Origin of the sequence: Candidatus Sneabacter namystus (genome assembly GCF_008189685.1) — a bacterium.
Taxonomy (GTDB): Bacteria; Pseudomonadota; Alphaproteobacteria; order Rickettsiales; family Rickettsiaceae; genus Sneabacter; species Sneabacter namystus.
Genome location: NZ_CP043312.1, coordinates 551759 through 568528 on the forward strand (window position 1 = coordinate 551759; position 16770 = coordinate 568528).

Here is a 16770-nt window from a genome sequence, read left to right on the forward strand (position 1 = left end):
TTATATCTTATTAATTATAAAAGATTTATATGTACTTCTCGTAACAATAATATACATGCTAAAAGCAAATGGTATCAACAATATAACTACAATAAAGTAGAGCATAGGAGCCCAATGTACCCCAAGCTTTTTATATAAAAGCATAGCTACAATTTGTGTTGGCAAAGAAATAAACATAGATCCTAAAGCATGAGACACTGCATATAATCTATACCGTACAACTTTTGGCAGCACTTTTTTTACAAACACAAATAACGGAACAGAAACTCCACCTAAACATCCAGAACATATCAAGTATACCGCAGGGATAAAAATATCAAGACGTATACAAACAGTAAAAAAAACAGATGCCAGTAACAGTATCAAAAGAAAAGCAAAAAGAACCTTATTAGCATTCCAAAAATCAGCAATATATCCACTAATTAAAGAAAACAACACATAGAATACTATTCCAATAGTGTTATAAAACAAAAAAGAAGACTCATTGATAAAGTGTAAAACTGTACTAGAGTAAGCTCTAAAAAATATTATAAAAAACGTATACGAAGAGGAGATGCTACCAAGTAATATAGCAGATATGACAACTCTAGACATATACTGCCTTACTACATTCCACAGCGGTAAATTTTTATAGTACTCATATCCTTCCTCTTTCTGTACATCGTTATAATAATTAAAAGCAGTATTCCCTTCTAGAGCAGATATCTTCCTTATACTAATGACTAAAAAATGTAATGTACCTCCTAGAATAAAAGCTACACGCCAAAAATATTCGGGAAAAATACTAGTGGTAAAAATAGAAGCCGAAATAGATGCAACTAGCGATCCTATAACAGAAGCAACTGCAGTAATACCAGCACCGAAATATTGCCTACAACGCCCTATTTTTTCGTACACCATAATTCTCACTCCATCTGTACCAGCGCTAGTAAATCCAGATATAAGCATACGCCCTATAATTAATAGAAAAGTAGACAGTATGCCTATGTAGGAATAATTAGGTATCAATCCCAAAAAAATTGCAGCCCCTCCTGTAATAGCTAAAGATAAATTAACAGCCTTATATCGACCAAACATATCTCCTATACGCCCCAAAAGCACTGAACCTAACGGCCGTATTACCATAGCAATAGCAATTATTCCATACATTTTCAACAATCGTGTTACCTCATCCGATTCAGGAAAAAAATTATACGAAATATTAGCAGCTAAAAAACCTAGTATATGATAGGAATAGTACTGCACTATCATTGTTAAAACAGAAACCAACAGTAACATAAATGTGCACTAACAATAGCTCAATTGAAATACAAGGAGACAAACAATCAATATGGCGGAAAGGGGGGGATTCGAACCCCCGATACGACTATTAAATCGTATAACGGTTTAGCAAACCGCCGCTTTCGACCACTCAGCCACCTTTCCATATTCAACAAGTGTAATACCTAATTGAACACTAATCATTTTACAAATAAGGGTCCTAAGCCCTACCATTATAGGTAAACGCTACACCATTTTACTCGGGAATGAAAGAAAAAAGAATATAATTTATGAAGCTTTAAACTTCATTTTCATACATTAAAAACAAGTAACTTAGAAATAGGTACTAAATCTTAATCGGAACACCCATAATGTTATAACCACAGTCAACATAATGAATTTCACCTGTAACACCTCTAGATAAATCAGAGAATAAATAAACAGCAGAACCTGCAATATCTTCACCTGTTACATTACGACGCAAAGGAGAAGATTCTGAAACATGAGACAACATGCTTCTAAAACCTGATATAGCGCTAGCAGCTAAGGTTTTTATTGGACCAGCAGAGATAGCATTTACCCTTATACCTTTTTGACCTACCTCAGAAGCAATATAACGCACACCTGCCTCCAAAGCGGCCTTCGCAACTCCCATAACGTTATAAGATGGAACAACCTTAACAGAGCCATAGTAAGTCATAGCAACGACACTACCACCATTATTGGAAACAACTTTCTCAAACCCTTTAACCAAGCTATTAAGTGAATACGAAGAAACAGATAAAGACGTGTTAAATCCGGCTGGACTCGTATCTAGATATCGTCCTTTCAAATCTTCTCTATTAGCAAAGCCAACTGAATGCAATACAAAGTCTAAATCACCAACATCCTTCTTAATTTTGTCAAACATATCAAATACAGCGCCTTCATCACTTAAGTCACACTCGTATAATGCTTTACATCCTATTTCTTCCGCTAAAGGACCTACCCTCTTTTTTAAAACCTCCCCTTGATAAGAAAAAATACATTCTGCACCATACTCAGAAGCCATCTTTGCTACAGACCATGCTATAGACTGAGAATTAGCTACTCCTGTAATTAAACCTTTCTTTCCTTTAAGTAACATCTATATTATCGTATAAACTTCATATGTCCGAACAAGACGGGAGTCTACAAGATACTTATATACTAGTCAACTTAACGAAAATCGCCTTGACTGCTACGCGCTGTAAAGCCACAATCTGAGCTGTATCCAAATACAATAAAATGTATATCCATTTATGATGAAAATAGAAGATATAGTACAATTTGTGCCACATAGGTGGCCATTTTTACTAATAGATAAAGTAATAGAGGTTCAAGAAGGAAAGTATGCAAAAGGCATAAAAAACGTCACATATAACGAACAATTTTTTGTAGGACACTTCCCTAATACTCCAGTAATGCCTGGAGTATTAATAATAGAAGCCATGGCGCAACTGTGTTGCGTATTAGCAAAAAAAACTCTAATAACACAAAATAAAATTATTTCCAACGAGGATGCTGTGTATTTAGTAGGATTAAATGACGTAAAATTCAAAAGGCAAGTAATACCAGGAGATGTAATAACGCTAGAGGCGCATCTATCTAAACAAAAAGGCATTTTGTGGAAATTTGATACAGTTGCTATGGTGAGCAATGAAAAAGCGGCAACGGCAACGATAAGCGCCGCAACAGCCTCTTAAAATAATGAAAGTTGCAGAAATTGCAGTAGCAAGACACAACTTGGAGACACTCTCCTACAGAGTGCCAGAACAATTGCAAATAAAGTCCGGAGATGTAGTAGTAGTTCCATTGCGCAATGCGCAAATTCCAGGAATAGTGCTATCAATTAATAATAAAACACCTAAATATAAACTAAAAGATATATTACATTTCACCGGACATACGGTGTGTAATAATTATATAAATTTCCTAACAAAAGCTGCAAGATATTACTGCACTAGCTTAGGAACAGCAATTAAAGCCGCTTTACCCCTTTGTGCAAAAGATATGATGGGAAACAATGAGCTTACATCATTCTCCAATGAAACAGCCCAAGAAAGTTTTACACTTTCTCATCAACAGATGCAAATTCTAGAAAATATACTAAACAAACTAGATAAAGATTGTGCAAAACCGATACTATTACACGGAGTAACAGGATCAGGAAAAACCTTGATATACGTAAAGTTAGCACAAAAAATTTTGCAACAAGGCAAACAAGTGTTAATACTAGTACCAGAAATAGCCCTTACGACACAAATGCTAACTCTTTGTACAAGTATTTTTCTCAATCAACTGCTTACTTGGCATTCCAACACTTCTGCAAAAAACAAACGGAACATATTACAAAAATTAATATCAGGAAAAGCTTGTATAGTGATTGGTGCAAGAAGCGCTTTATTTTTACCTTATAGTAATTTGGGATTAATAGTTGTAGATGAAGAACATGACCAATCTTATAAACAAAATAATTTATTTCTTTATAACGCAAGAGATATGGCAGTGTTAAGAGGTAAAATTTGTAACACGTCTGTCATTTTAGGTTCTGCCACACCTGCGTTAGAAACATATTTTAATTGCATACAGAAAAAATACCACTATGTGCATATAGCATCTCGCTTTAGAGCACAATTACCAAAAATAACTTTGATAGACACTAGCATGACAAAGTTAGGTCTGTGCACACATCTCATAGAGATAATGCGCAAAGAGCTCAATAACAACAATCAAGTAATGTTATTTCTAAATAGAAGAGGATATGCTTCTGTTGTCGTATGTGCCCAGTGCCGCACTGAACAAGAATGTAAATTTTGTAGTAATTGGCTTACATGGTACAAACAAACAAATCAGCTCAAGTGCAAATACTGCAATTATACAATCACACTTCCCATAAAATGTTTATCATGCAACTCTACTGACAACCAGGCTATTATAGGATACGGACAAGGAGTAGAAAAAGTAAAAGAAACAATCGATGATCTATTTCCTCATAATCCTTCTGTAATAATGAGCATGGATACAATGAATAACATAGAGGAAACAAAAACTACACTTGAAAAAATTCAAAATGGTGAATATCACATTGTGATCGGCACTCAAGTAATAAGCAAAGGATATAATTTTCCTAACTTGAGTATGGTAGTAGTAATTGACGCAGATTTAGCAATGAAAGGAGGCGATGTAAGAGCATTAGAAAGAACTTTTCAAATGCTGCATCAAGTTAGCGGTAGAGCGGGACGATTACAAAAGCAGGGACAAGCTTATATTCAGACACGTTTTCCCCACAGTGAAGTGATGCAATTGATACAAAAAAATGACTTTAAGGGATTTATAAATCACGAAATTCAGCAAAGAAAAATGGCTGGCATGCCTCCTTTCAGCAGAATCGCTAAAATATTACTGAGTGCAAAAAACGAAAATAAAGTATCTCAAATATCTCAAAGATTCGCATTACTTGCGCACAAAATGCCTCAGGTAAAAATATTAGGACCAGTAGAAGCAGAAATAACAAAAATTAAAAATATTTTTAGACAAAAAATATTACTAATTGCAGATAAAAACTTCGACTTACAACAATACATAAAATCGTGGCTACAAAATTGCAACATACCACCTAGCATAAAAATAAAAATTGATATAGACCCATACGATTTTGACTAAATAATCATACACAATCACATAAACAAATTTTACAGCCCTTGCAATAGCTTAGCTTGGTAATCTAGAACTAATGCCTCTAATATCTCACCAAGCATACCTTCATATACTATGGCGTTAATATTGTGACACGTAAGCTGAATTCTGTGATCTGTAACTCTGTTTTGAGGAAAATTATAAGTCCTTATCTTTTCCGATCTATCGCCTGAACCGACTTGACTTTTTCTACTATCTGCACACTCCTTATCTCTTTTGTTTTTCTCCACTTCAAACACCCTAGATCTCAAAATTGTTAAAGCCTTAGCCTTATTTCTATGCTGAGATCTTTCATCTTGCTGTACCACACAAATACCTGTTGGAATATGCGTAATACGCACAGCCGAGTCAGTAGTATTGACATGCTGACCTCCGGCACCTGACGCTCTACAAGTCTCTAATTTAACGTCTTTATCATCTATTGTAACATCTAAATCCTCCATCTCTGGCAGCACGGCAACTGTCACAGCGGAAGTATGAACCCTACCCTTTGACTCAGTAGCAGGAACTCTCTGGACTCTGTGAACGCCAGATTCAAACTTCAACTGAAAAAAAGCGTCTTTGCCCGTTATAAGAGCACACACCTCTTTACAACCACCAATATCTGTTTCATGCATGCTTAAAATTTCCACGTTCCAGCCTTTGAAAGCAGCATATTTTTGATACATACCAAACAATTCTGTAGCAAACAAAGCTGCCTCATCCCCACCAGTACCAGATCGTATCTCCAAAATAGCATTTTTCTCATCCAACGAATCCTTAGGTAGAAGTTTTAATTTTATAGATTCTTCCAAAACAGTCATTCTTTGTGATAACGAAGTGATTTCAGATTGAGCATACTCCAATAGTTCCTTATCCGTTTCACCTTTTAAAATCTCAGACACTTGCTCCACCTCTTTGTGTACAGAGAAGTATTCTTCTATCACTTTCACCAATTCCTGCAAACTTGCTATTTCTTTCGTCACTTCTACATAATGAGAAGATCCTATGTCTTTGATAGACATAAGACTCTCATTTAGGCTACAATACTTGTCCCGCACTTGACCAATACGCGATAAAAACTTCTCTTTTTGCATCGTGTTAAATATATATAATCTAGTTAATCAAAAATCTTCTAAAACCGTTTTTATACAACAATTGCTTTACTTGCTAGCATAATCAATAGCCCAAGAAAACTGGAAATAAAAATCATATACAAAAAATGTTTAAGTTACTAGATTACAAAAGAAAAATTAAGGTCTATTATGACTATCACAATGCATGAAAAAACTGTTGATATGAGTAACTATAAAAACACATTTAGCGTCAAAATAGATAAAACTAGGGATCAACTTATCTCTTCTTTTGGAAAAGAAACGTTAAAAGCTAGATATTTATTAGAAGGTGAAGGTATTCAGGATCTATTTGCAAGAGTTGCTGGATATTACGCAGACGATCAAGAACATGCACAAAGGCTATATGAATACATGAGTTTATTATTTTTTATGCCAGCAACTCCCATACTAAGTAATGGAGGAACAAATAGAGGGCTGCCTATATCATGCTTTTTAAACGAAGTAGCAGATAGTCTAAAAGATATAGTCTCAACGTGGTGCGAAAATATATGGTTAGCATCTAAAGGTGGCGGGATAGGTACATATTGGGGTAATGTCAGATCTATTAATGAAATTGTAAGAGGTAATGGTAAAACCTCCGGTATTATTCCATTTATTAAAGTACAAGATGCAACAACATTAGCCATCTCACAAGGATCTTTAAGACGTGGTAGTGCAGCTGTATATTTACCAATATCTCACCCAGAAATAGAGGAATTTATAGATATGCGCAGACCAACAGGTGGAGATATAAACAGAAAGGCACTCAATATACATCATGGAGTAACTATACCAGACGCGTTCATGCATGCCGTCGAAGAAGATGATACTTGGGATTTAACCAGTCCTTACGATCAATCTGTAATATCTCAAGTAAGAGCGAGAGATTTATGGATCAGATTACTTTCTGCAAGAATTGAAACTGGAGAACCTTACCTTTTATTCATCGATAGAGTAAATAGCCTCATCCCTGAACATCATAAAAAATTAAAGCTTTCTATAAAAACTTCTAACCTGTGCAATGAAATTACCTTGCCAACAGGAATAGATCATCTGGGAAACAATAGAACTGCTGTATGCTGCCTTTCCTCACTCAATTTAGAAAAATTTGAAAAATGGAAAGATAACCCCGTCTTCATAATGGATATAATGAAATTTTTAGACAACGTACTACAAGATTTTATAGAAAATGCCCCTGAAGAAATGAGTAATGCTAAATATTCTGCCATGAGAGAACGTAGCGTTGGCCTTGGAGTTATGGGTTTTGCGTCATTCTTGCAAGGTAAAAATGTGCCAATAGAATCTGCTATGGCAAATGTGTGGAATCATAAAATATTCAAACACATACAAGAACATGCTAAATCGGCTTCTAAAGAATTAGCAAAAAAAAGGGGGGCTTGCCCTGATGCGGAAGAAGTAGGTATGCAAATCAGGTTTAGTAATATAATGGCCATAGCACCAACAGCTTCTATATCAGTCATAGCAAATAACACTTCACCAGGCATAGATCCTTTTACAGCAAATAGTTTTACTCAAAAAACTTTAAGCGGTTCTTTTACTGTCAGAAACAAAAATTTAGAACGAGTACTACAAGAAAAAGACCTCAATAACGAGCATATATGGTCTTCTATAGCAGCACATGAAGGCTCTGTACAACATCTAAAGTGTCTGTCAGATCATGAAAAAGAAGTATTTAAAACCGCATTTGAAATAGATCAGAGATGGGTAATTAAGTTAGCTTCAGAAAGAGTGCCTTACATTTCGCAGTCTCAATCTCTTAATGTTTTCTTTCCAGGAAATACGCACAAACAATACTTGCATGATGTGCATTATCAGGCTTGGAAATCAGGCGTAAAAGGGATGTATTACTGTAGATCTACATCTATACAAAGAGCAGAAAAGATTACGTCTAACGTTACACAAAATGCTGAAGTCAGTATCGATAATGAATGCTTATCTTGCCAATAGCTATAAATACAAAACATGTCAGTCAAATCCAAATTAATTTTATATATATAAATGAGTCTTTTAGAGGCGCGTAAAGCGTATAAACCTTTTGAATATCCGTGGGCATACGAGGCCTGGTATACTCAACAAAAAATTCATTGGCTACCAGAAGAAGTGCCAATGAGCGATGATGTAATAGACTGGAAATACCATCTTTCTAATAGTGAAAAAAATCTGTTAACACAAATTTTAAGGTTCTTTACTCAAGCAGATATAGAGGTAAATAAATGCTACATGAAGCACTATTCTAGAGTGTTTCAAGCTCCTGAAGTACAGATGATGTTAACAGCTTTTTCTAATATGGAAACGGTTCATATAGTAGGATATTCTCATCTATTGGACACTTTAGGATTACCCGAAGTTGAATATCAAGCATTTCTAAAATACAAAGAAATGTCTGATAAAGCCGATTATATGGAAAAATTTAATGTCAATGATCCAGAAGGTATAGCAACCACTCTAGCAGCTTTTGGTGCATTTACTGAAGGGTTGCAGCTTTTTGCATCGTTTGCCATCCTATTAAACTTTCCGAGATTTAATAAGATGAAGGGAATGGGGCAAGTAGTGACATGGTCTGCCAGAGATGAAACTTTGCACACACAGTCAATAATAAAACTTTTTAAAACATTCATACAAGAAAACCCCAAAGTGTGGAATGACTCTTTAAAGAATCATCTATGTGAAATATGTGCAGCCATAGTAAATCTTGAAGATGCATTTATCGATTTAGCATTCGAGCTTGGGGATGTAAAAGGTTTAACAGCAAGAGAAGTAAAAAAATACATAAGATATGTGGCAGATAAAAGGCTTGTGCAATTAGGGTTAAGAGAAATGTACCTTACTGAAGAAAATCCTCTTCCATGGCTTGATGAAATACTCAATTGTGTGGAGCATGCAAACTTCTTTGAAGCACGTGTCACTGAGTACGCTAAATCTGCGACCCAAGGTGTTTGGAGTGAAGTATTTAAAGATATAGATGAAAACTCTATGCAGCAAGAAATGCTTCCCAGATAAAAAAGTTGAAGTAATTCTTAGTCATCCATTGACGATATGGATACCATTTTTGCACTATCATCAGCTCCGGGTAAGGCAGGAATAAGCGTCTTTAGAATTTCAGGACCAAAATCATTGTTACTGTTGAAAAAATTAACCAGAGAATCACATTTTACGCCACGTATGTGTTACACAAATAACATATACGATTTCAGAAACGGAAAATATGATTTAATTGATTGCGCTGTCACTATCTTTTTCGCCGCTCCTAAAAGTTTTACTGGAGAAGACGTATTAGAAATACATACACACGGAGGCAACGCAATAAAAGAAATATTAACAGAAGTAGTGTTAAACGAACCAAATGTAAGATATGCGGATCCAGGTGAATTCACAAAAAGAGCGTTTTTGAACAAAAAAATAGATTTAACACAAGCAGAAGGCATATCAGATCTGATAGAAGCAGATACAAAACTGCAACACGTACAAGCAGTACGTCAAATGTCAGGCGCTTTGCAGAAATTATACTCCAAGTGGCGTAATATTACGGTAGAGATAATGGCATTACTCACTGCATTAATAGATTTTCCTGAGGATGACGTACCAGATACCGTACTGACAAACATTTCTCAAATGATTAAAACCCTTATACGCGATTTAAAAAGCCATCTATCTGATAACCGCAATGGAGAAAGATTAAGAAGTGGAATTAAATTAGGCATTTTCGGAGCGCCCAATACAGGCAAATCTTCCCTGACAAATCTTCTTACCAAAAATGAAACGTCGATAGTAACACACATAGCAGGCACAACTAGAGATGTAGTTGTAGCCAACATAAATTTAGAAGGATACCCCATAAGTATAATAGATACTGCCGGTGTACGAGAGAGTGTTACAGATTTAGTAGAAAAAATAGGAATTAAAAAAGCTAAAGACTATTTTGCCAAATGCGATATAAAAATAATTTTAGCAGACCCTACCGAGCAATGCTTTATCCCTGAAGAGCTAAAACAAATGCAAGACAACAATACAATAGTAGCTATAAATAAAATAGATCTTGTAGAAAATTACAATGAAAAAGATACAATATCAATATCTTGCTTAAAAAAGCTTAATATAGGGATGTTAATTAAAGAAATAGTCAATAAAGCTAAGACATTAGCATATCCTACACATGATCCTCTTATCACAAGAAGCAGACATAGAGTTGCTATACTAAAAGCTTTAAATTGCTTAGAAAACTCTTTGCAAGAACAAGACTTTGTAATCAAAGCTCAAGAGATACAAAATGCACACGAATACCTTAAACTTATTACGGGAACAATCCACATAGAAGAAGTATTAGAGAAAGTATTTAAAAATTTCTGTATTGGTAAATGATGCTGCAGATAATTGATACACCTGTATCAGAAACAATAAAAAACTGGACAAGCTATTTGCAAAATCAACTAGGTTATTCACATCACACTGTGGTTGCCTACATAAAAGACGTAAACAATTTTTGTTATTTTTTACACAAATATTACAATAAGACTACAACCATAGACGATATAATCTCCACTGACATCAGAACCATAAGAAGTTGGCTTGCGTGGAGGATGCAGTCTAGCTCTCATGCCTCTTCTGCAAGAGCTATATCTTCCTTAAGAAATTTCTACAAATTTCTTTCGGTACAATACCCTTCTATCAATCATCATATATTTTCCATAAAAATACCAAAAATAAAACGCAATAATCCGAAAGTCTTAGATGCAAATGACGTAGTACTATGTATATCTGCAATAGGTCACAACAGAACAAATTGGACAGCATTGCGAGATCAAACCATATTAATGTTAATGTACGGTACGGGATTAAGAATTAGTGAAACTCTATCTATAACAAAGGAACACATAGGAGAAGATAGTATAAAAGTCGTATGTAAAGGCAATAAAGTAAGAATCATTCCATTGCTTTCTTTACTAAAATCACATCTAAAACACTACTTACAAATCTTACCTTTTCCTATACAACCTAATATCCCTATTTTTTTAGGAAAAAGAGGTAAAACTCTAAAAGCTAGTACATTTAATGCCACTTTAAGACAATTACGCAAAAATATGAATCTGCCTAAACATGTCACACCTCATGCCTTTAGACACAGCTTTGCTACACACCTGCTAAAAAATGGTGCTAGTCTAAGGGCGGTACAAGAATTACTAGGACACGCTAGTCTTAAATCTACACAAATATATACGCATATAGATACTGAACATTTATATAAGTCATACAAAAAACACCCTCTCAACTAAAAATTCAAGAAAGAGGCAGTTGCACTATATGCTTCACAATGTCAGAATGTAGTATCTAAATAACATTCTATATTTAAGTAGGTTAAAGATGAAACTGCTAGTACTATTATTTTTAACTTTCATAATTTTGAGAAAGCTCGCAAAGGCCATTGGAACCATGGTAAAAACAGATTATACCAGTAGCTCCCAAGACTTTTCTGTCGCAAAAGATGTAACATCTTATTCTGAAAGTGCTACTACAATTAATCACGATCTGATAGTAGTAGAAAACAAAGAGGAACTATTAGAAGGTATCAATACCTTGTCCAAAAATTTTGATTCTTTTTCTTTATCTAAGTTTATATCAAGTGCCAAAAAGGCAATTCTACTGCTGAGAAAATCTCTTAAACAAAAGGATGAAAAAGCATTAACAGCATTAGTAGAATCCAGTTTCATCGATACAATAAAGACGATGCAAGATAAGATATTTGAAATAGAGGAAGGGTCTGTTCAGAATGCTAAGGTAGAAAAAATATATTCTTTTAACAATAAGGCTTTTATCACTCTTGTACTGCAATACCCTCTTTCAAAATGGACATTCAGTAGACACATAAAAAACTTAGGTAAAGAATGGTTTATAAGCAATGTATCAGTTTGAAATATAAAATACTGAAGCATGATGAATTCAAATAATAAAAGCTCTAAACCTCATTGGCTAAGAGTAAGGTCTCCAAATTCTAAAATCTATAAAGAAACCAAAAACATAATCGAGACATTAAACCTTAATACGATATGTCAAGAAGCAGCTTGCCCTAACATAGGCGAGTGTTGGTCAAAAAAGCATGCAGCAATGATGATTTTAGGATCGGTATGTACCCGAGCCTGTAAATTTTGCAACGTGAAAACTGGTATACCACAACCAATTGATACAAAAGAACCTTATAAAATAGCACAATCAGTAAAACAGTTATCTCTCTCTCACATAGTCATAACCTCTGTTGATAGAGACGATTTGCCAGATGGTGGAGCAGAACAATTTGCAAAATGCATATTAGAGATAAAAAAACAGTCTCCTGCCACAACAATTGAAGTGCTAACGCCAGATTGGCGTAATAAGTCAGGAGCATTAGAAATCGTGGTGCTAGCTAAACCAGATGTGTACAATCATAACATAGAAACTGTTCCTTCGTTGTATAGAGAGATAAGACCAGGAGCAAGGTACTATAACTCCTTACGCCTTTTGGACAATGTAAAAAAAACAGATCCAGAAATATTTACAAAGTCTGGCATTATGTTAGGTCTAGGTGAAACAAAACAAGAAGTAATGCAAGTGATGGACGATATGATAGAAGCAAAGGTGGACTTTATAACAATAAGTCAATATCTATCACCTGGACCTAAATATGCTCAAGTAAAAGAATACATCTCGCCTGAAATTTTCGATTATTATGGTAGGTTGGCCAAGGCAAAAGGCTTTTTAATGGTTTCGTCCACACCACTAACACGATCTTCTTACCATGCAGACGAAGATTTTCTCAAATTAAAACAAGCGCGCTTAGAACAAAATAAATTGTAATACACACAGTTACACAATTAGTCACAAAAATAGGAAGAAAAATCGTACGTTTTATTGTAAAGAGACTATAACGTGCCGAATGTCAGATTCGAACTGACGACCTACCGCTTACAAGGCGGTTGCTCTACCACTGAGCTAATTCGGCATCACGTGTAGCAAAGAGTAACACAAACAAACGAATTTAGGGACTCTCCCCCTATAACATGCTATTCTACACAGGTATTGTTACATAAAAATAGACAAAATCCCAGAAATTAAATCAATAACAATTCAAAATGACAACACCATCACAGGCAAATACTCAGTTTGTAAGAAAAAATTTAGAATTTTTAGGAAACGTATTTTTACTCACAGCAGCATGCATATCTATACTATTAAGCAGCTCTAAAATATCGCAGCAATACTCTAAAATACTAAACATAGTACTGTATTCAATGTCGATAAAAGAATGGATATCAGAAGGTCTTATGACATTATTTTTCTTGCTAGTTGCAATGGATTTAAAAAAAGAAATAAAAATAGGATTACTATCTGATAGATCACAAATTTTTCTTCCACTTTTTGCAGCAGTAGGTGGGATGATAGTACCAGCTGCTGTCTTCCTATTAGTCAATGTAGCGAATATAGAACATTATAAGGCATGTGCTATCCCTTGTGCTACCGATATAGCATTTGCACTAACAGCATTTGCACTTATAGCGCAACCTTATGTATCAAGATCTGTAAAGTTATTTCTTATGGCTTTAGCAATATTCGACGATATAGGAGCAATACTCATTATTGCTCTTTTTTATAATAAAAACATTATTCTCTCTCCTTTGTTAATTACTTTACTAGGATTTGGAATTTGTGTAGCCTCAAATAAATACAAAACACACAATATCGTATTTTATTTAATTGGTTGCATTACTATGTGGATAGGTTTGAAAAATTCTGGTATTCATGCAACTATGTCAGGAGTATTAACCGGTTTACTAATGCCAGTAAATGTTATAAAAAAGTTTACTATACCTGTGCAAAAAATTGTAGATTTTATGATATTGCCTCTGTTTGCACTTGCGGCATGCACCATAGATACACGCATGGTAGATTTTACAACAATTTTTAAACCAGTATCTTTAGGTATTTTTCTTGGCCTTGTAGTAGGAAAGCAAGTAGGAGTAATGATATTTACTTGGTTAGCAGTGAAATTGAAAATATCATCTTTACCAGATAAAACATCGTGGATGGATTTTTATGTAGTAGCATTATTGTCAGGAATAGGATTCACAATGAGTCTATTTATAGGAGAATTGTCTTTTTCTGATAAAGAAACTTTAAATTTAGTTAAAACTGGTTTAACTTTAGGTTCTATAACAACCTTAGTATTAGGAATGATCGCGGTGCAGGTAGGAAAAAAGTTAAAAATATCAAAAAATAAATATATATAATGGACATAAAATTTAACAACGCCCCAAAAGCAACATCTTTTGTTGTACTAACAAACGACAAATTACAAATACTTAACTACGACACAGATATTACGAAACAGTATCCTGTACTAAGTAAATACCTAGAATTTTCAAGCAGTTTTAAAGGCAAAGAGGGGGAAATTGAAGTAGTGTCACATATGCATAAAGAAAAGCTGGTATTCATACTTTTGGCTGGACTTGGTGAAATGGAAAAAATTTCCAACTTAACATTCCAAAAAGCAGGACATACAATCTCTAGCCATATAAAAAAATTGAAGCTACAAGCGGTACAACTATCAGCACGGATGGATATCGTGAATATAAACAAAGATGTTTGGGTAGCCAACTGCGCGTACGGCATTATGTCTGGTCAATACTGCTTTGAAAAATACAAAAGCGAAAAAGAATCCATAAATACATGCCTGTATCTAGATGGCATAGAAGATACAACGCCTTTAGACCATTTAAAAGCAATTAACAATGGTACGGTATTTGCGAAAGACTGCGTTCATACTCCACCAAATGATCTGTACCCTAAGTTATATGCAGCTAAAGTGCAACAAGAGTTTAAGGGCTTGGAAAATGTCAAAATTTCTGTCTTGTCAGAAAATTCAATGAAAAAATTAGGAATGAATGCATTGTTAGGTGTAGGGCAAGGGTCAGGGCATGAATCTATTTTGCTTACGGTACAATATAAAGGAACAGACAATCCAAAAGATGCACCTGTGGCATTCGTAGGAAAGGGAGTAACTTTTGACACCGGTGGTATATCTATCAAACCAGCACACAACATGCATAAGATGAAGTATGATATGGCTGGATCTGCAGCAGTTTTAGGAGCTATAAAAAGCCTAGCCACAAGAAAAGCAAAAGTGCATGCCGTAGGAGTGGTAGGCTTAGTAGAAAATATGCCTGGTCATAACGCACAACGCCCAGGTGATATAGTAAAAACTATGTCTTCGAAAACAGTAGAAATACTAAATACAGACGCAGAAGGCAGGCTTGTGTTAGCAGACGCACTTTGGTATACACAATCTAAATTTAGTCCAAAAATTATGATAGATCTCGCTACGTTAACAGGAGCAGTAATTGTCTCTTTAGGCTCTACCTACGCTGGATGCTTCGGCAATGATACGACAATTATAAAACAGTTGGAAGAAGCGGGAGAACAAACTGAACAAAAAGTATGGCACATGCCACTACATAAAGATTACGATGATCTTATGAAATCTACAGTAGCTGATATAGCCAATATATCAGAAACACGACCTGGTGCAGCCGGAGCCGCTACAGCAGCACAATTTTTACAGCATTTTGTAGGAGAGACTAAATGGGCACACCTTGATATTGCAGGAGTGGCACTAGAAAGTGGCGCAGTAAACGCTAAAGGTTACGGAGTGGCGTTGCTGGATAAGTTGGTGGAACTGTTTTATGAAGATACAAATAATCAACCTGTTAAAAAAACTGTAGAAAAAAAAAGTAAAGTTAAGATCAAAGAACAAGAAAAGAAATGACAAAGAACATAGAAAAACAAGAACATAACGCAGCACCTTTCAGTAGCAGCACCAATCGAAAAACACACATCTTGGTAATAGGCAACATTAAAGGAGGAGCAGGAAAAAGTACGTGCGCTATGCATATCATAGCAGGATTAATAGATCAAGGACTAAAAGTTGCAAGTCTAGACACTGATGGAAATCAAAAAACTCTTACAACTTATATACAAAATCGCCAAATTTTTAACCAAAAAAATTCCGATATAAAACTACAGTTGCCATTACATTTTTTATTACAAGGAAAATCCTGTAATAGTAGCGTCACAGAAGAGCAAGAGGCAAAAATATTACAACACACTCTCAACAAGGCAAAAGAATATGCAGACGTAATAGTGATAGATACACCAGGCAGTGTATGTTCTTTATCCTCTCTTGCACATTCTTATGCTGACACCATAGTAACGCCAGTAAATGATAGCTTTCTTGATATTGACGTATTAGCAAGTGTCAATCCGGATTCTTTGAAAATTAATAAACTCTCCACTTATAGCGAGATGATATGGAAACAGAAATTACTTAAAGCTCAAAGAGATGGTGGGGAGATTAATTGGGTCATAGTAAGAAATAGATTGAGTAGCATAGATGCAAAAAATAAAAGAGCTGTGTCCCAAGTAATAGAAGAAATATCAAAAAAAGTAAAGTGTAGGGTCAGTCCTGGTTTTGGAGAACGAGTAATTTTTAGGGAACTTTTTTTAAAAGGTTTAACATTACTTGATTTGCCTGCCATTAAACAAGATAATCTATCTATGTCTCATGTAGCCGCACGACAAGAATTGAGAGGTTTACTTAGGTTTCTTAATATAAGCAAAAATAGTTAAGGTGTACTTAACTCCACGAAAAAATCTT

Annotated in this window: 14 protein-coding genes and 2 tRNA genes; 11 read left to right on the plus strand and 5 right to left on the minus strand. The window is 34.9% G+C overall.

Annotated features, from left to right (window positions below):
* The 3 genes from FZC37_RS02735 to FZC37_RS02745 form a co-directional block, all read right to left on the minus strand.
* On the minus strand, window positions 1-1278 hold the full coding sequence (locus tag FZC37_RS02735) for an MFS transporter (protein ID WP_148952188.1): 1278 nt from the start codon (window positions 1276-1278) through the stop codon (window positions 1-3).
* Window positions 1279-1331: 53 nt separating this feature from the next.
* Window positions 1332-1425 (minus strand) — tRNA-Ser (locus FZC37_RS02740).
* A 181-nt stretch (window positions 1426-1606) separates the two neighbouring features.
* Window positions 1607-2386 (minus strand): enoyl-ACP reductase FabI, encoded by a 780-nt coding sequence (locus FZC37_RS02745; protein ID WP_172619348.1) that lies wholly within the window; start codon window positions 2384-2386, stop codon window positions 1607-1609.
* A 154-nt stretch (window positions 2387-2540) separates the two neighbouring features.
* Here FZC37_RS02745 and fabZ point away from each other — a divergent pair, with 154 nt between their 5' ends.
* Window positions 2541-2984 (plus strand): 3-hydroxyacyl-ACP dehydratase FabZ, encoded by a 444-nt coding sequence (gene fabZ / locus FZC37_RS02750; RefSeq protein WP_148952189.1) that lies wholly within the window; start codon window positions 2541-2543, stop codon window positions 2982-2984.
* 4 nt (window positions 2985-2988) lie between these two features.
* Complete coding sequence (priA, locus tag FZC37_RS02755; protein WP_148952190.1) at window positions 2989-4944, plus strand: replication restart helicase PriA; 1956 nt, start codon at window positions 2989-2991, stop codon at window positions 4942-4944.
* Window positions 4945-4973: 29 nt separating this feature from the next.
* Here priA and prfA read toward each other — a convergent pair whose 3' ends face one another.
* Window positions 4974-6053 carry a peptide chain release factor 1 gene (gene prfA, locus FZC37_RS02760; RefSeq protein ID WP_148952191.1) on the minus strand — a complete coding sequence of 360 codons (1080 nt, stop codon included), beginning with the start codon at window positions 6051-6053 and terminating at the stop codon, window positions 4974-4976.
* A 201-nt stretch (window positions 6054-6254) separates the two neighbouring features.
* Here prfA and FZC37_RS02765 point away from each other — a divergent pair, with 201 nt between their 5' ends.
* The 6 genes from FZC37_RS02765 (at window position 6255) to lipA (ending at window position 12917) form a co-directional block, all read left to right on the plus strand.
* Entirely contained in the window at window positions 6255-8039 is a 1785-nt protein-coding gene (locus FZC37_RS02765; protein ID WP_148952249.1) for a ribonucleoside-diphosphate reductase subunit alpha, read from the plus strand.
* A gap of 51 nt (window positions 8040-8090) precedes the next feature.
* On the plus strand, window positions 8091-9092 hold the full coding sequence (locus FZC37_RS02770; RefSeq protein ID WP_148952192.1) for a ribonucleotide-diphosphate reductase subunit beta: 1002 nt from the start codon (window positions 8091-8093) through the stop codon (window positions 9090-9092).
* 36 nt (window positions 9093-9128) lie between these two features.
* Window positions 9129-10451 carry a tRNA uridine-5-carboxymethylaminomethyl(34) synthesis GTPase MnmE gene (gene mnmE, locus FZC37_RS02775; RefSeq protein WP_148952193.1) on the plus strand — a complete coding sequence of 441 codons (1323 nt, stop codon included), beginning with the start codon at window positions 9129-9131 and terminating at the stop codon, window positions 10449-10451.
* Window positions 10448-11362, plus strand: a complete 915-nt coding sequence (locus FZC37_RS02780) for a tyrosine-type recombinase/integrase (protein ID WP_148952194.1) — start codon at window positions 10448-10450, stop codon at window positions 11360-11362. The genes mnmE and FZC37_RS02780 overlap by 4 nt, the downstream gene beginning before the upstream one ends.
* Window positions 11363-11450: 88 nt before the next feature.
* Window positions 11451-11999 carry a hypothetical protein gene (locus FZC37_RS02785; RefSeq protein WP_148952195.1) on the plus strand — a complete coding sequence of 183 codons (549 nt, stop codon included), beginning with the start codon at window positions 11451-11453 and terminating at the stop codon, window positions 11997-11999.
* Between the two features lie 21 nt (window positions 12000-12020).
* Window positions 12021-12917 carry a lipoyl synthase gene (gene lipA / locus FZC37_RS02790; protein WP_148952250.1) on the plus strand — a complete coding sequence of 299 codons (897 nt, stop codon included), beginning with the start codon at window positions 12021-12023 and terminating at the stop codon, window positions 12915-12917.
* A gap of 73 nt (window positions 12918-12990) precedes the next feature.
* Here lipA and FZC37_RS02795 read toward each other — a convergent pair.
* Window positions 12991-13062, minus strand: a tRNA-Thr gene (locus FZC37_RS02795).
* Window positions 13063-13192: 130 nt separating this feature from the next.
* Between FZC37_RS02795 and nhaA the strand changes: the two genes are divergently transcribed.
* The 3 genes from nhaA to FZC37_RS02810 are packed head-to-tail and all read left to right on the plus strand — an operon-like array spanning window position 13193 to window position 16742.
* Window positions 13193-14347, plus strand: coding sequence for a Na+/H+ antiporter NhaA (nhaA, locus tag FZC37_RS02800; RefSeq protein WP_148952196.1), 1155 nt, complete (start codon window positions 13193-13195; stop codon window positions 14345-14347).
* On the plus strand, window positions 14347-15882 hold the full coding sequence (locus tag FZC37_RS02805) for a leucyl aminopeptidase (protein ID WP_148952197.1): 1536 nt from the start codon (window positions 14347-14349) through the stop codon (window positions 15880-15882). Before nhaA ends, FZC37_RS02805 begins: the two co-directional genes overlap by 1 nt.
* A complete protein-coding gene (locus tag FZC37_RS02810; protein WP_148952198.1) occupies window positions 15879-16742 on the plus strand; it encodes a division plane positioning ATPase MipZ in 864 nt (287 codons plus the stop codon). The genes FZC37_RS02805 and FZC37_RS02810 overlap by 4 nt, the downstream gene beginning before the upstream one ends.
* The last annotated feature ends 28 nt before the right edge of the window (window positions 16743-16770 follow it).

Coding starts and splice junctions, on each gene's coding strand:
- FZC37_RS02735 (WP_148952188.1), bottom strand. CDS start 1,278: ATGTTACTGTTGGTTTCTGTTTTAACAATGATAGTGCAGTACTATTCC.
- FZC37_RS02745 (WP_172619348.1), bottom strand. CDS start 2,386: ATGTTACTTAAAGGAAAGAAAGGTTTAATTACAGGAGTAGCTAATTCT.
- fabZ (WP_148952189.1), top strand. CDS start 2,541: ATGATGAAAATAGAAGATATAGTACAATTTGTGCCACATAGGTGGCCA.
- priA (WP_148952190.1), top strand. CDS start 2,989: ATGAAAGTTGCAGAAATTGCAGTAGCAAGACACAACTTGGAGACACTC.
- prfA (WP_148952191.1), bottom strand. CDS start 6,053: ATGCAAAAAGAGAAGTTTTTATCGCGTATTGGTCAAGTGCGGGACAAG.
- FZC37_RS02765 (WP_148952249.1), top strand. CDS start 6,255: ATGAGTAACTATAAAAACACATTTAGCGTCAAAATAGATAAAACTAGG.
- FZC37_RS02770 (WP_148952192.1), top strand. CDS start 8,091: ATGAGTCTTTTAGAGGCGCGTAAAGCGTATAAACCTTTTGAATATCCG.
- mnmE (WP_148952193.1), top strand. CDS start 9,129: ATGGATACCATTTTTGCACTATCATCAGCTCCGGGTAAGGCAGGAATA.
- FZC37_RS02780 (WP_148952194.1), top strand. CDS start 10,448: ATGATGCTGCAGATAATTGATACACCTGTATCAGAAACAATAAAAAAC.
- FZC37_RS02785 (WP_148952195.1), top strand. CDS start 11,451: ATGAAACTGCTAGTACTATTATTTTTAACTTTCATAATTTTGAGAAAG.
- lipA (WP_148952250.1), top strand. CDS start 12,021: ATGAATTCAAATAATAAAAGCTCTAAACCTCATTGGCTAAGAGTAAGG.
- nhaA (WP_148952196.1), top strand. CDS start 13,193: ATGACAACACCATCACAGGCAAATACTCAGTTTGTAAGAAAAAATTTA.
- FZC37_RS02805 (WP_148952197.1), top strand. CDS start 14,347: ATGGACATAAAATTTAACAACGCCCCAAAAGCAACATCTTTTGTTGTA.
- FZC37_RS02810 (WP_148952198.1), top strand. CDS start 15,879: ATGACAAAGAACATAGAAAAACAAGAACATAACGCAGCACCTTTCAGT.